This window comes from Streptomyces sp. SID3343, assembly GCF_009865215.1.
In the GTDB taxonomy this organism is placed as follows: Bacteria; Actinomycetota; Actinomycetes; order Streptomycetales; family Streptomycetaceae; genus Embleya.
This window is the reverse complement of sequence record NZ_WWJX01000609.1, coordinates 1-14,503: the sequence shown is the minus strand read 5'-3', so window position 1 is coordinate 14,503 and position 14,503 is coordinate 1. Positions and strand designations below refer to the sequence as shown.

Annotated in this window: 13 protein-coding genes; all 13 read left to right on the top strand. The window is 71.4% G+C overall.

The genetic code is table 11. The features are described from left to right. On the top strand, positions 1 to 681 hold a 681-nt coding region (locus tag GT354_RS18800; protein ID WP_161357456.1), incomplete at its 5' end, for a thioesterase domain-containing protein. Positions 682 to 807: 126 nt separating this feature from the next. Next, positions 808 to 2,034: a cytochrome P450 gene (locus tag GT354_RS18795; RefSeq protein ID WP_161357455.1), complete on the top strand. Its 1,227-nt coding sequence runs from the start codon at positions 808 to 810 to the stop codon at positions 2,032 to 2,034. 74 nt (positions 2,035 to 2,108) lie between these two features. Further along, a complete protein-coding gene (locus tag GT354_RS18790) occupies positions 2,109 to 2,465 on the top strand; it encodes a nuclear transport factor 2 family protein (protein ID WP_161357454.1) in 357 nt (118 codons plus the stop codon). Positions 2,466 to 2,493: 28 nt separating this feature from the next. Then, the gene (locus GT354_RS56540; protein ID WP_161357453.1) at positions 2,494 to 3,714 is read left to right on the top strand and encodes a cytochrome P450; all 1,221 of its coding nucleotides are present in this window, start codon (positions 2,494 to 2,496) and stop codon (positions 3,712 to 3,714) included. Then, the gene (locus GT354_RS18780; RefSeq protein WP_346012077.1) at positions 3,711 to 3,968 is read left to right on the top strand and encodes a ferredoxin; all 258 of its coding nucleotides are present in this window, start codon (positions 3,711 to 3,713) and stop codon (positions 3,966 to 3,968) included. The genes GT354_RS56540 and GT354_RS18780 overlap by 4 nt, the downstream gene beginning before the upstream one ends. 302 nt (positions 3,969 to 4,270) lie before the next feature. Beyond that, positions 4,271 to 4,657, top strand: a complete 387-nt coding sequence (locus GT354_RS18775) for a helix-turn-helix domain-containing protein (protein ID WP_161357452.1) — start codon at positions 4,271 to 4,273, stop codon at positions 4,655 to 4,657. Positions 4,658 to 5,451: 794 nt separating this feature from the next. Next, on the top strand, positions 5,452 to 7,875 hold the full coding sequence (locus GT354_RS54190; protein WP_346012076.1) for an ABC transporter substrate-binding protein: 2,424 nt from the start codon (positions 5,452 to 5,454) through the stop codon (positions 7,873 to 7,875). After that, complete coding sequence (locus tag GT354_RS54185) at positions 7,788 to 8,141, top strand: ABC transporter permease (protein WP_237535156.1); 354 nt, start codon at positions 7,788 to 7,790, stop codon at positions 8,139 to 8,141. The genes GT354_RS54190 and GT354_RS54185 overlap by 88 nt, the downstream gene beginning before the upstream one ends. After that, positions 8,138 to 9,064 carry an ABC transporter permease gene (locus GT354_RS18760; RefSeq protein ID WP_161357451.1) on the top strand — a complete coding sequence of 309 codons (927 nt, stop codon included), beginning with the start codon at positions 8,138 to 8,140 and terminating at the stop codon, positions 9,062 to 9,064. The genes GT354_RS54185 and GT354_RS18760 overlap by 4 nt, the downstream gene beginning before the upstream one ends. Continuing rightward, on the top strand, positions 9,061 to 10,812 hold the full coding sequence (locus tag GT354_RS18755; protein ID WP_161357450.1) for an ABC transporter ATP-binding protein: 1,752 nt from the start codon (positions 9,061 to 9,063) through the stop codon (positions 10,810 to 10,812). The genes GT354_RS18760 and GT354_RS18755 overlap by 4 nt, the downstream gene beginning before the upstream one ends. After that, positions 10,809 to 11,960: an FAD-dependent oxidoreductase gene (locus tag GT354_RS18750; protein ID WP_161357449.1), complete on the top strand. Its 1,152-nt coding sequence runs from the start codon at positions 10,809 to 10,811 to the stop codon at positions 11,958 to 11,960. The genes GT354_RS18755 and GT354_RS18750 overlap by 4 nt, the downstream gene beginning before the upstream one ends. Positions 11,961 to 12,102: 142 nt before the next feature. Further along, complete coding sequence (locus GT354_RS18745; RefSeq protein ID WP_161357448.1) at positions 12,103 to 13,293, top strand: LLM class flavin-dependent oxidoreductase; 1,191 nt, start codon at positions 12,103 to 12,105, stop codon at positions 13,291 to 13,293. Positions 13,294 to 13,741: 448 nt separating this feature from the next. Further along, complete coding sequence (locus GT354_RS18740) at positions 13,742 to 14,488, top strand: FCD domain-containing protein (protein ID WP_161357447.1); 747 nt, start codon at positions 13,742 to 13,744, stop codon at positions 14,486 to 14,488. Positions 14,489 to 14,503 lie beyond the last annotated feature (15 nt).

Sequence of the window (14,503 nt, the reverse complement as noted above, 5' to 3'; positions counted from 1 at the left end):
CTGCGGGAGCGGTACCCGCGACGCGGCCCGGGCGCACCGGTCACCCTGTCCCGCGGCGCCGACGGCCGGCCCGCGTTGGTGTGCCTGCCCTCCTTGGTGGCGCCGGCCACGCCCTACCAGTACGCGCGGTTCGCCGAGCCGTTCCACGGTCGCACCGCGGTGACCGCGCTGGCCCCCACCGGCTACCGTGCCCACGAGTACCTGCCCGAGACACTCGACGACGCGGTCGAGTTGCATGCCGAGGCGATCCGCCGCGCGACCGCACGCCCCTTCGTGCTGGTGGGGTACTCCTCCGGCGGATGGCTGGCGCACGCCGTCGCCCACCGGCTGGAGCAGGACGGCGCCGGCCCGCGGGGCATCGTCCTGCTCGACACCCACCTGCCCGGCGACCGGGCGATGACCGAACTGCAGGACCGGCTCTACCGCGAGCTCGCGGGCAAGCCCGAACTGGTCGCCCTGCTCGACGACATCGCACTGCCCGCCATGGGCCACTACCTGGACCTGTTCCGCGACTGGCAACCACAGCCGATCGCCGCCCCGACGCTGCTGGTCGCCGCCGCAGGCAGCGCCGCCGACTGGCCCCTGCCGCACGACGTCGTCCCGGTGCCGGGCACCCACGCGAGCCTGATCGAGGACCTGGCCCGCGACACCGCGCTCGCCGTCGACAGCCGGCTCGGCTGACACCCGAGACCCGACACCGGAGACCTGACGCCCGATCCGACACCCGAGACCCGACGCCGGAGACCTGTCGCCCGATCCGACGCACGAGACCTGACGCACGATCTGACGCCCGAGAGAGGAACTGCCATGCCCCGATCCGGATCGGCGGTGAGCGACGTCGACCTGCTCAGCCGGGATTTCGCCCAGGACCCGCACGCGCGCTACACCCTGCTTCGCGAACATCCGCAGGTGCGCAAGCATGTGGTCAAGACCCTCGCCACCGAGATGTACGCCTGGGTGGTGACCGGCTACGACGACTCGCGGGCGCTGCTGGCCGACCCCAGGCTCGCCAAGGACGTGGACCGGTTGTTGGACGTGATGGCCGCCAACGCGGTCAACCCCGACGACAAGCCGGCCGGTACCCCGCGCAGCATGCTGTTCAGCGACCCGCCCGACCACACCCGGCTGCGCAAACTGGTGGGCAACGTGTTCACCATGCGCCGAGTGGAGCGGCTGCGGCCGTGGATCGAGCAGGCCGTCGATCGCCTGCTCGACGCCGTGCCCGTGGGCGAGGAATTCGACCTGGTGGAACGGATCGGCATGGCCCTGCCGACCTACGTCATCGGTCGCCTTCTCGGGGTACCGCCGGACCGGCACGACGACTTCCGCGCGTGGAACAGCGTACTCGCCGGCCTGGAGAACACGGCGGCCGAGAAGCGCGAGGCCCACCGCCGCACGTTCGAATACCTCACCGGCCTGATCGCCGACAAACGACGCGACCCCGGCGACGACATCGTCTCCGCGCTCGTCGCCGAGAGCCGCGACAACGGTTCGATCGACGATCAGGAAGTGCTCTCCGCCGTGTTCCTGCTGATGAACGCCGGCTACGAGACCACCGCGCACATGATCAGCAGCGGCGTCTTCAACCTTCTTCGCCACCGCGACCAACAAGCTTTGCTGCGAGCCGACTTGGACCTGGTGCCGGGCGCCGTGGAGGAGTTCCTGCGCTACGAGAGCCCGCTGAACATGGCCACCATCCGGTTCACCGCGGCGCCGGTACGGATCGGCGAAGTCGTGGTCCCGGCGGGCGAGATCGTGTTCGTCGCCCTGCTGGCCGCCAACCGCGACCCGGCGAGGTTCGCGGACCCGGACGCCTTCGACGTCTTGCGCGCGGAGAAGGCACACCTGTCCTTCGGACACGGCATCCACCACTGCATCGGCGCGCCGCTGGCCCGGATGGAGGGCGACATCGTCTTCCGCAAGCTGCTCGCGCGCTTCGCGAACTGGGAGCCGGTGGTACCGGAGACCGAACTGCGGTGGAAGTTCAGCGCCCAGTTCCGCGGCCTGGATCGATTGCCGATCCGGCTGTCCTGACCCGACCCGACCCGACCCGATCCGATCCGATCCGACCCGAGTAGATCAAGCCGGACCCACCCAAGGAGCCCGACATGTCCAACACCGAGCTGGTCGCAGAGTTCATCCGCGCGAGCGAGGCCAACCAGGTACAGACCGCCCTCGATCTGTTCGCCGCCGACGGCGTGTGGATCGACCCCGCGGGCAAGGTGTACGAGCGCGACGAGATCGCGCCCTACCTCGTGGAGCAGATCGAACTGCTGCACACCTTCCACGCCCAGGGCACCTCGGTGAACTACACCCAGTCCGTCGAGGTCGCCGAGCAGGACGAGGCCCGGGTGTACCTGAGCGCCACGGTGAACCAGGCCGACGGCATCGAAGTCCGCCGCTTCGTCGACGTCTTCAGGATCCGCGACGGAAAGATCGTCGCCAAGGACGTCTTCGCCAAGTAGCCCCGTTCGCTCGCGCAGGAGGCCCCCGGTGACCGCACCACGCATTGCCCCAGCACCGCCCGAACCGTTGAAGTACCCGTTCAACGACGAGGCGGGGCTGGCCATCGACCCCGCTTACGCCCGGGCCCGCGCCCGGACCGGCCTGACCCGCGTCCAACTGCCGTTCGGCGGACCCACCTGGCTCGTGACGCGCTACGAGGACGTCAAGCTCGTGCTGTCCGACACCCGCTTCAGCAGGCAGGGCGCGCTGGGCCCGGACGAGCCGCGCATCCTCGCCTATGTCCACCGCCCCGACACGCTGCTCAACCTGGACCCACCCGACCACACCCGCCTGCGGCGGGTGGTGGCCCGGGCGTTCTCGCAACGGCGGATGGAGCGACTGCGGCCGCAGATCGAGACCATCGCGACCGGGCTGCTCGACGACCTGGCGCGACACGGCGGACCGGTGGACGTGTTCGAGGCCGTGTTCCGCAGCATGCCCACCATGGTCGTCTGTGAACTGCTCGGCGCGGACTACGCCGACCACACCAGGTTCCACCGATGGGGCGTGATCATGGGGTCCACCGAGGGCTCCGAGTACACGGCCGAGGACATCCGGCGGGCCGACGCCGAACTGCGCGAGTACCTGGCCGCGCTCGCCGAGCGCAAGCGCGAACACCCCGGCGAGGACCTGATGACCGTGCTCGTGCAGGCCGAGGAGGGCGAGACACCGCTGACCCAGGCCGATGTCGTCGGCCTGGCCTGGTCGGTGCTGCTGGCCGGCATCGGCACCACCACGAACATGATGGCCAACGCCGCGTACCTGTTGTTGACCAACCCCGAGCACACCCGGGTGCTGCGGGCCGACCCGGAGTCGGTGGACCGGGCGGTGGAGGAGATGCTGCGGTACACGCCGTTCACCGTGGGCTCGCTGTTCCCGCGGGTGGCGCTGGTGGACATCGAACTGGGCGGCACGCTCGTGCGTGCGGGCGAGACCGTGCTGCCGTCGCTGATGTCGGCCAACCGGGACGAGACGGTGTTCGCCGACGCGGACAGGCTGGACTTCACCCGGGAGCAGAACCCGCACCTGGCGTTCAGCCACGGGATCCACCACTGCCTGGGCTCGCAACTGGCCCGTGCCCAACTGCAGGTGATGCTCCGGTTCCTGTTCGAGCGGTTCCCCGGCCTGCATCTGGTCGCGCCGGACGAACTGCCGTGGCGGCGTGGGGTGACCCTGCGCGGTCCCGGCGCGCTGCTGGTGGACTGGTGAGCGCGACCGTGGCCGACGGGGTGTGGGACGTCGACGTCGACGGGCACATGTGTATCGGCTCGGGGGTGTGCGTGGGCATCGCACCCGACCGGTTCCGGCTGGAGTACGGCCGTTCGCGTCCCGTGCCGGGGCGGGGCGCGCCCCAGGACGACGCGATCCTGTACGCCGCCGCCATGTGTCCGGCACTGGCGATCACGGTGCGGCTGGCCGGCGGTGGTGTCGTGATCGCGCCCGACGAGGCGATCGAGGACTGACCGCCGCGCGGAAGGCAATCGGGTCCGGGACCCCTCGGTATCGTTGCGGATACCGGGGGGTCGCCGGATAGTTTCGATGTCCCAGCCCGTCACCGGGTCCGGCCTCGCGGTGCGGGTGGAGCCGGGCCGTCCAGGCTTGCGAGGAAACCGGCATGAATCACAGACGGTGCCCGACACGACATGCCGCCCGCGGGGTCCACCGGCCCCCGCCCGGCCGAGATTCGCTGCCGTGCCCGGCAGGCCGGGCCCGTCCGACACGACAAGTGATTCTCTCGTCACCACAAGCCGGTTAAGGTGGAAAGATGCCTGAGGCTCTGGACGCAGCCATGTTCGACGGGGTCGAGGACGTCGAACTCCCCATCCGCTTCCGCAACAAGTGGATGGGCCGGATCCTGCTGTGTCTGGAGGAGGGCCCCCGCCGGTTCACCGAACTGCGGGTGCCCCTGCGGGGCATCACCCCGAAGGTCTTGGTGGAGTCGCTGCGGGCCCTGGAGCGGGACGGCATGATCACCCGCACGTCGTACCCGGGCATGCCGCCGAAGGTCGAGTACGCGCTGACCGAGCTGGGCCGCTCGCTGCGCGAGCCGCGCGAGGTGTGGTGCAGGTGGGTGGACGCCCACGTGCACGAACTGCTGCGCGCCCGGGCCGAGTCCGACGCCGCGAGGGCGGATCTGGAAGAGGCCGGCTGACCTGCTGCCCGGTTCCGGCACGGGCCGACACGGGGGGGAGACGCTTGCCTCGTGCCGTACTCGCGGAACGGGCGTGGTCACGGCGCGGTCGTGGGACGCTCGTAGGACGCTCTGGAGTGAACGAAATACGGTGCACACAATGCGGCTGGGGAATGGGGAAACAGCGTTGGCGGATCGACGCATTTCGGTATCGGACGTGCGGTCGCCCGGAATTGTCCGCCGGGCGGTTCACCCGCGAGTCGCCCTTCGTCGCGCGCTCACCGCACCGGCTGGTCGTTCGACCTCTCCCGCCGCCGAGATGCGCTTGACCAAGTGCCTGCCGATCGACCTCGTCCGGTCGGCCAGCTCACTCTGTAGCTGACCCCACCCCTCGGCCCGGTCGGGCCGAACCCCCCTGTTTCCCCGGGGCGTTCCGTGCTGCCCCGACCGTTGTGCCGACAGAGGTGGGCGCTCCTGTCGCCCTCGGTTGCACCTCGCGTGCGCCGGGGCCGGGTACAGCTGTCGTCGGCTCCGCCGCGACGTGACCGCACGCCGACCGCCGTCCCCGGCATCCGCCCTCCCGCATCGACTCGGTGACCCGGGCAACTCCCGTTCCCGGCAACAGCGGTGTCGTTCGTTCGGCGTTGCCGACCACGCCGGCTCCGCGTCGTCCGCGACCTTCGCACCCTCGGGTTCGGTCGGGTCGTATGCCGCCGAAACGCGGGCCTGTTCGCCCGTCCCGGCCTTGCCCCTTCACCATGATCCGTGCCGCGCGGTACGTGATCACCCGCACCCCGCCAAGGAGAAGTCCCGTCGTGTCCGGCATACGCAAGACCCGTGGGCGCAGAGCCCGGCTGCTCACCGCCATCGCCCTGACCGCAGCCGTCACCGCCGCATGCGGCGGCTCCTCCGGCGGTGGTTCCGACACCGACGCCGAAGCGGGTCCGCCGGTCGGCGGCGGCACCCTGTCGTTCGCGATCAACGTCGACGCGGACTGCCTCGACCCGCATCAAAGCCCCGCCGACGTGGCCGGATTCTTCGCCCGCCCGGTGCTCGACTCGCTGGTCTCCCTCGCCGCAGACGGCACGATTCACCCGTGGCTGGCCACCGAATGGTCGGTGTCCCCGGACCAGTTGACCTACTCGTTCACCCTGCGCGGCGACGTCACGTTCACGAACGGCGAGAAGTTCGCCGGCGACGCCGTCAAAGCCAACCTGGACCACGTGGTCGCACCCGAGACCAAGTCGAAACTGGCGGCCAACACGATCGCCGGCTACACCGGCACCACAGTGCTCGACCCCACGCACATCCAAGTGCGCCTCAGCGCGCCCAACTCGGCCTTCCTGCCCTCCCTCGCCAGTTCCTACCTGGGCATCGAGGCGCCCGGCACGCTCAAGCAGTCGACCACCGAACTGTGCAGCGGCATCGTCGGATCGGGACCCTTCGCGATCAGCGGGGGATACGTCAAGGGCAAGGGCATCGACTACCGGCGCAACGCCGACTACAACTGGGGACCCGGCACCGCCGAGCACACCGGACCCGCCTACCTCGACGGCCTGTCGATCAAGGTCATCACCGAGGACTCGTCCCGCTACGGCGCGCTCACCAGCGGCCAGATCGACTCGATCGCCTCGGTACCACCGGTCAACGTGGCGCAACTCAAGTCCACGCCGGGCTTTCGCATCCAAAGCGCGCTCGGGCCCGGCGGCAACTACAACATCTATCCGAACACCACACACGGCGTGTTCACCGACCAGCGCGTGCGCAAGGCATTCCAGGTCGGCATCGACTGGGGCACCATCGTCGACAAGCTGTACTTCGGCGTCTTCCCCGTCGCGCGCAACCCGATCTCGCCGTCCACCGTCGGCTACGACGCCTCCATCGAGTCCCGGTACGCCTTCGACAAGGTCGGGGCGAACCGGCTGCTCGACGAGGCCGGTTGGACCGGCCGCGACGGCCAGGGATACCGCACCAAGGACGGCAAGCGCCTGACCATCCACCGCGCCTACCTGAAGAGCTACATCCGCGAACAGCGCGACGTCCTGGCCGACCAGATCCAGGCCGCCGCCAAGGACATCGGCATCGACTTCGTCAACGACGTCGTCGATGTCGCCACCTACCGGGCGCAGTTGGCCAACGGCGACTACGACGTCCGCGACCACAGTTGGCAGCGCGCCTCGGCGGACGCCCTGCGTACCCTGTTCGGCACCGAGAACAGCGCCGCGCGCGGCGGGGTCGGCACGAACGCCTCCAACCTCGCCGACCCGGTCGTCGACCAGCTCTTCAAGGACGCCCTGGGGGCACCGTCGACCTCGGGCAACAGGGCCGGCTGTACGGCCAGGCCCAGCAGCGGATCGCCGACGCCAACGCGGTGTTCCCGGTCTACGTCTTCAACTACGTGCTCGGGTCCGCCGGCAAGGTCCACGGCATCACCTTCGAGCCGCAGGCGTTCCCCGACTTCTACGGCGCCTGGAAGTCCAAGTGAGCACCGCGGCCCCCACGGTCGACGGACCGGCCGCGACCGCACCGATCGGCGCCCCGTCCCGCGCGCGCGACCTCGCGCGTCGGTCCGCGCTGCGCCTGGGCACCGGCGTACTCGTGGTGTGGGGCGCGGTCACGGCCACGTTCATCGCGCTGCACATGGTCAAGGGCAGCATCGTCGACGCCATCGTCGGAGCGACCCCGGTCACCCCCGCGGTGCGCCGGCAGATCACCGAGGACTACAAGCTCGACCGACCGGTGCTCGTGCAGTACTTCGACTACCTGTGGCGGCTCCTGCACGGCGACCTGGGCCGCTCCTACCACCAGGGCATGCCGGTGTCCGAGGCCATCGGTCAACAACTCGGATCCACGCTCGCGCTGGTGGCCGCCGGAGTCACCCTGGCCGTGGTCGGCGGGGTCGTCGTCGCGCTGCTGACCGCCAACCGCTCGCGTCGCATCCGCGGCCCGGTGGTCGTCCTGGAGGTGGTCAGCGTCGCGGTGCCCGGCTTCTGGCTCGGCATCCTGCTGCTGACCGTGTTCTCGTTCCAACTGCACTGGTTCCCGGCGATCGGCACGAACGACCTCGACGGACTCGTGCTGCCCTCGATCGCGCTCGCGGTGATCCCCGGCGCGACGCTGAGCCAAGTCCTGCGCCAGGGCCTCGAACGCCCTGTCCGAACCGTTCATCGTCACCGCCCGAACCCGCGGCGTCGGGACCACCGCCGTCCTGGTGCGGCACGCGCTGCGGCACGCCCTGATGCCGGTGATCACGCTCACCGGGTGGATGACCGGCGCGTTCCTCAGCGGAGCCGTGGTGATCGAGAACGTGTTCTCCCGGCAGGGCCTGGGGCGGCTCGTCGCCGGCGCGATCGACGTACGCGACTTCCCCGTGGTGTCCGGAGTAGTGCTCATATCCGCGGTCTTCTTCGTCGTCGTCAACGCGCTGATCGACGCGCTCTTCCCGCTCCTGGACCCGCGCCTGCGCGACCAGGCGCCCAAGGCCGTCGCCCGAGGTGCCCGATGACCACGCGCCCCACCGCCGTTCCCACCGCCTTCGACGTGGACGACATCGAAGACGACGCACCCACACCCGAACCGGCCTGGACCCGCCGCCGCACCCCCCGCCCGCCGGCCCTGGCCCAATGGCGACCCGGCGTCGCCATCGGCGCCCTCGTCGTCGTGCTGCTCGCGCTCGCCGCCTGCCGGCCCGACCTGTTCTCCTCGATCGACCCCAACCGGGCCGTCATCTCCGAAACCCTGCAAGGGCCAAGCGGCCGGCACTGGTTCGGCACCGACCAAAACGGCCGGGACATCTACTCCAGAGTCGTCCACGGCGCCCGCCTGTCCCTGCTCATCGGACTCGGCGCGTCCGCCCTCGCGCTCGTCGTCGGCTCGCTGGTCGGCATCCTGGCCGCGTCCACCGGTCGCGTCGTCGGCGCCGTCGTCGACCGGGTGCTCGACAGTGTGCTGTCCATCCCCGGCCTGCTCATGGTGCTCCTGGTGATCGCGGTCCTGGGCACCGGCACCCGCAACTCCGTCATCGGCCTGGCCCTGGTCACCGTCCCCGGCTACGCCCGCGTCGTGCGCGGCGAGGTCATCCGCATCCGCGGCTCGGTGTACCTGGAAGCCGCGCACGCCCTCGGCTGGTCCCGCTTCCAGGTCCTACGGCGCCACCTGGTGCCCAACGCGCTGGGGCCGGTGTCGGTCCTGGCCACCATCGGGGTCGGCTCGGCCATCAGTACCGGCTCGTCGCTGAGCTTCCTGGGCCTGGGACCGCAACCACCCGCCGCCGAATGGGGCGCGATGCTCTCCACCAGTCGCACCTACTTCGCGGTCGCCTGGTGGCCCGCCGTCTTCCCCGGCCTGGCCATCACCCTCACCGTGCTCGCCGTCACCGTCACCGGCCAGTACCTGCAACTTCGCGTCGAAGGGCGGAACACCCGATGACCGCTGTGCACCCCACGGCCCTCGACCGCGCCGTCACCACCGCCGGACCGCTCGTCGAGGTTCGCGACCTGCGGGTCACCTTCGGCAGCGCCCGCCATGCGGTGCACGCCGTCCGAGGCGTCTCGCTCCGCGTCGAACGCGGCGCCGCCGTCGCCATCGTCGGCGAATCCGGATCCGGCAAGAGCGTCACCGTCCGCAGCCTGGTCGGCCTGCCCGGGCGCGGCGCGCAGGTCGACGCCGAACGGCTCGACGTCGACGGCAACGACGTCCGCCGATGGACCGACCGCCAATGGCGGCACCTGCGCGGGCGGCGGGTGGGCTTCGTCCTCCAGGACGCCCTCGGCTCCCTCGACCCCGGTCGTACCGTTCGCGCCGAGATCACCGAGAGCCTGCGCGCCCACCACGTGGTGCGCCGCGAACACGAGCGCGAACGCGTGATCCGACTGCTCCGCGACGTCGGCGTCCCGCAGCCCGAGGCGCGCGCCGCCCAGTACCCGCACCAACTCTCCGGCGGCCTGCGCCAGCGCGCGCTGATCGCCTCCGCGATCGCCGCCGACCCCGCCCTGCTCATCGCCGACGAACCCACCACCGCCCTGGACGTCACCGTCCAGGCCCAGATCCTCGAACTCCTCGCGCAGCGCCGTGCCGACGGCACCGCGCTGCTCCTGATCAGCCACGACCTCGCGGTGGTCGCCCAAGTCGCCGACCACGTGCTCGTCATGAAGGACGGGGAGGTGGTCGAATCCGGCCCCACCGCCCGCATCCTCGCCGACCCGCAACACCCCTACACCAGACAACTGTTGGCCGCCGTCCCGGCCGCCCACGCGCGCGGTACCCGGCTGTCTCCGCCGGCGCAGGACGTGCCGGCCGGCGTACCCCCGACCCCCAAGGCGGCGGCCGTCCCCGCCGCGCCGCGCCCGGCCGACCCCGGCGAGATCGTGCTGCGCGCCGACCACCTGGTCAAGACCTACCGGCTGCCCGGTGGTCACGGCGAACTGCGCGCCGTCGACGACGTCTCGCTCACCCTGCGCGCAGGTCGGACGCTGGGCATCGTCGGCGAGTCCGGCTCGGGCAAGTCCACCACCGCCCGCATCCTGCTCGACCTCGAACGCGCCGACCAGGGCAGCGTCGAGATCGAAGGCCTGCGCTGGACCGACGTCGACGAACGCACCCGCCGCACCCTGCGCCGCCGCATCCAGGTCGTCTATCAGGATCCGCTGAGCTCGTTCGACCCGCGCTACACGGTCGGTCGGATCATCGGCGAACCTCTGGAGGTCACCCGCACCCCGCGTGCCGAACGCCGAGCCCGCGTCCGTGAACTCCTCGACCAAGTCGGCCTGCACTCCACGGTGGTCGAACGCCGACCCTGGCAACTGTCCGGCGGCCAGCGCCAACGGGTGGCCATCGCCCGCGCACTCGCCCCGAGTCCGCGGGTGATCGTGTGCGACGAACCCGTCTCCGCGCTCGACGTGTCCATCCAGGCCCAGGTTCTCGACCTGCTCGCCGACCTGCAGGCCGAACTCGGCGTCGCCTACGTCTTCATTTCGCACCACCTCGGCGTCATCCACCACGTCAGCGACCACGTCGCGGTGATGAAGGACGGCATCGTCGTCGAATCCGGCGACGTGGAGCAGATCTTCGACCGCCCGGCGCACGCATACACCAAGGCGCTGCTCGCCGCCGTCCCCACCCTCGACGGGGCGGCCCTGCGCTCGCGCGAGAGCGTCCCGAAGGAGCGTGCCTCGTGACCGGAGCCGACATCGGCATCATCGGCGCCGGCGCGCACGGCGCCGCGGTGGCGCACCACCTGGCCGGCCGCGGAGCCCAGGTGCACGTGTTCGAGCGCGGCGACATCGCGTCGGGGCCGACCGGGGCCGCCAGTGGCGTCGTCCGCAACTACTACACCAACGCGTTCCTGGCCGAAGCCGCCCGCGACGGCACCGCGTTCCTGGCCGAACACGCCGACGACACCGGCTTCGTCCGCACCGGCGGCCTGTACCTGCACGGCCCGCACGACACCGACGCCGTCACCGCCACCGTGACCGGCCTCGGCGACCTGGGGATCGCCGCCGAACTCCTGCCCCGCCGCGCGCTCTCCCTGCGCTTTCCCGGCCTCGACCTCGACGGCGTCGGCATCGGCGTGTGGGAGGAAGGCGCCGGACACGCGGACCCGGCGGCCACCACCCGTACCCTCGCCCGCAGCGCCGAACAACGCGGCGCGCGGTTGCACACCGGCGCGCAGATCGTCGACATCCGCGAACACACCCACGCCGTGACGCTCACCCGCGCCGACGGCACCCGGCACGACGTCGAACGCCTGCTCGTCGCCGCCGGACCGTGGACCGCGCCGCTGCTGCGCCCACTCGGTGTCCACCTGCCGCTCACCGCCGAGAGGCACGTCGTCGCCGCCTTCGCCCACCTCGCCGAGGACACCGGGCGAGCCGTGCCGCACGTGCTCATCGACGTCGCCGGCGGCTACTACGCACGGCCCGGATCCGCGCCCGGCACGTTCTGGCTGGGCGCGCTCGACCCGACCTTCGACGTCGACCCCGACCACTACGACCGGACCGTCAGCGCCCGCGAACAGGCCGATCTGGGCGCGCGTGCCGCCCGCCGCGCCCCGGTACGCGCGCACGCCTCGTTCGGCCACGGCTGGGCGTCGCTGTACGACGTCAGCCCCGACTGGCAACCGGTCATCGGCCGAGTCACCGACCGGGTGTACGTCGACGCGGGCACCAGCGGGCACGGCTTCAAGCTCGCGCCCGCCCTCGGAGCCCACGTCGCCGACCTGCTCACCGACCGCGCCGACCCGCGCCTGCAGCAGTTCTCACCCGGGCGGTTCGCGGCGGGCGCCCGCCTGGCCGCCGGCTTCGGTTCGGCTCGCATCCTGGGCTGAACCGACCCGGCGCACCCCCGGGCCACCGCCGGAAAGCCCGGCGGCGACCGCCGGTGCGCCGACGAAGGCAAGACCGCACACGCCGCACCCTCGGCCCTCCCGGGCCGTCGAACACGTTGTCGAACACGTTATGGAGACGACCATGAGCCGCACCCCGTTGTCCGTCCTCGACCTGTTGCCCCTCAGCCAGGGCGACACCCACCGCGACGCCGTCTCCAACGCCATCGACCTGGCCCGCCGTGCCGAGGAGTTCGGCTACCGCCGCTACTGGTTCGCCGAGCACCACTTCCACCCCGGCGTACTCGGCGTCTCACCCGCGCTGGCCATCGCCCTGGTCGGCCAGGCCACCGACCGCATCCGACTGGGATCGGCCGGCGTGCAGTTCGGCCACCGCACGGCACTGTCCGTGGTCGAGGAGTTCGGCCTGCTCGACGCGCGCTACCCGGGCCGCCTCGACCTGGGCATAGGCCGCTCGATAGGCCGCAGCGCGCCCACCGAGCAGGGCGCCACGGGATCCGCGGGCGGCGCGGGCGCTGTGGACAAGGCGATCGGCGACTACCGCGCGCGTCGCGGCGCCGCTGTCCACGACACCGACCGACACACCCCCAACGGGCTGCTGTTGCCGAAGCAGTTCGACTTCTCCAAGATCCTCGACCCCGCCAGGTTCACCGCCATTCTCGGCCTGCTCCAGCAGCCCGGCGCGTGGACACCCGACTACGACGAGCAGCTCGGCCAGGTCCTCGACCTGCTGGCGGGCACGTACCGGTCGGCCGAGGGCGTCGCCGGTCACGCCCACCCGGGCGAGGGCGCCGACGTCGAGCTGTGGGTGCTCGGTGCCTCCGGCGGCGAGAGTGCTCGCGTCGCCGGCGCACGCGGGCTGCGCTTCGCCGCGTCCTACCACCACAGCCCGAGCACCGTCCTGGACTCGGTCGAGGCCTACCGCGCGGCGTTTCGCCCGTCGGCCGACCTGCCGGCGCCGTACGTGTCGGTCTCCGCCGACGTCGTGGTCGCCGAGGACGACGCCACCGCGCGCGAACTCGCCGCCGGCTACGCCAGGTGGGTACGCAGCATCCGCAACGGCCACGGCGCCATCCCCTTCCCGCCGTCGGACGACACCCCGGCCCACGAATGGAGCGACGCGGACCGCCAATTGGTCCGGGACCGGGTCGAGACCCAATTCGTCGGATCGCCCGAGACCGTCGCGGACAGGCTGGAGGTACTGCGCGAGGCCACCGGCGCCGACGAACTGGTCGTCACCACGATCACCCACCGCCACGCGGACCGGGTGCGCTCCTACGAACTACTCGCCAAGGCATGGGCCGACCGCGACTGATACTCCAGCAGCACTTCGGTATCCGTGCAGGTCAGGGCTGCTCGAAGCCGGTTCCGGTCCATCCGGGCCGGTTGGTGGGGCGCCGTATGTGTGCGGATTCTGCGTTGACGGCGGCAGCGGCGGGCGATGGCCTGGCGTCTTCTGCGCCACGTCGACCAGTGGAGGAGATGTCGGGGCAGACCGTGTGTCGGGGTGGGTTCAAAGCTGCCGGGAGTCGCCGGATCTCCACCGCGGTGAACGGGACAACCTCGGCTCGGGTGGGGCCGCCACGCCGTCTCCGTCGCCAGGGCCGGTGTGCGCAGGGCGGGAGTGCGGCCGCGCGGCGCGGCGCCGCCGGGAGCGAGGGCTGCCTCGATCGGGGGGATGAGCCACGGCGCGATACTCTTTTTCCTGTACAGGAATAGATCGGGTCGGGCGCGTCGCCGTGTTCGCCGGGGAACGGGCAGGTATGGGCACCAGCATCGAGGACAGGTCGTGGCGGGGGCTCAAGGCGTCGCAGCGGTTGGCGCAGGTACTGGCGCGGCCGATTCTCACCGGTGCGCTGCGCGAGGGCGACCGCATGCCCAACGAGCAGGAGATGATGCTGCGCTACGAGGCCGGCCGGCCGACCGTGCGCGAGGCGCTTCGCCTGTTGGAGGCGCGCGGGTTGATCGTGCTCAAGAGCGGCCCCGGTGGTGGGCCGATCGTGCGGCGCCCGGCCAAGGAGAGCCTGGGCGAGTCGCTCAGTCTGCTGCTTCAGGTCGAGGGCGCGTCGTTCGGTGACGTCGCGGACGCCCGGCGGGCGTTGGAGCCGATGCTCGCCCGGCGGGCTGCGGAGCGGATCACCCCGGACCGGTTGGACGAACTCGACGAGACCGTGCGCCTGTTGCGGGAGAATCCGGGTGACCAGCAGGTGTTCACGGCCCAGAACCAGCGTTTCCACACCTTGGTGGCCCAGGCGGCGCGCAGCGTGGTGCTGGACGTGTTCGTCAGCTCCCTCAAGGCGCTGGCCGACGGCGTACGGGTGGGCGTGACGTATTCGGCGCGCAAACAGGCCGCCGTGGCCAACGCACACGAGGCCATCGTGGCGGCGCTGCGGTCCGGCGACCCGGACGCGGCGGACGCGGCGATGCGCGAGCACCTGGAGGAGGCCGAGCGGTATTGGCGTCGCCGCTACCCGGATCTGATGGGCCGTCCGGTCGAGTGGACGTACTGAGCGCGTCCGGCCCCG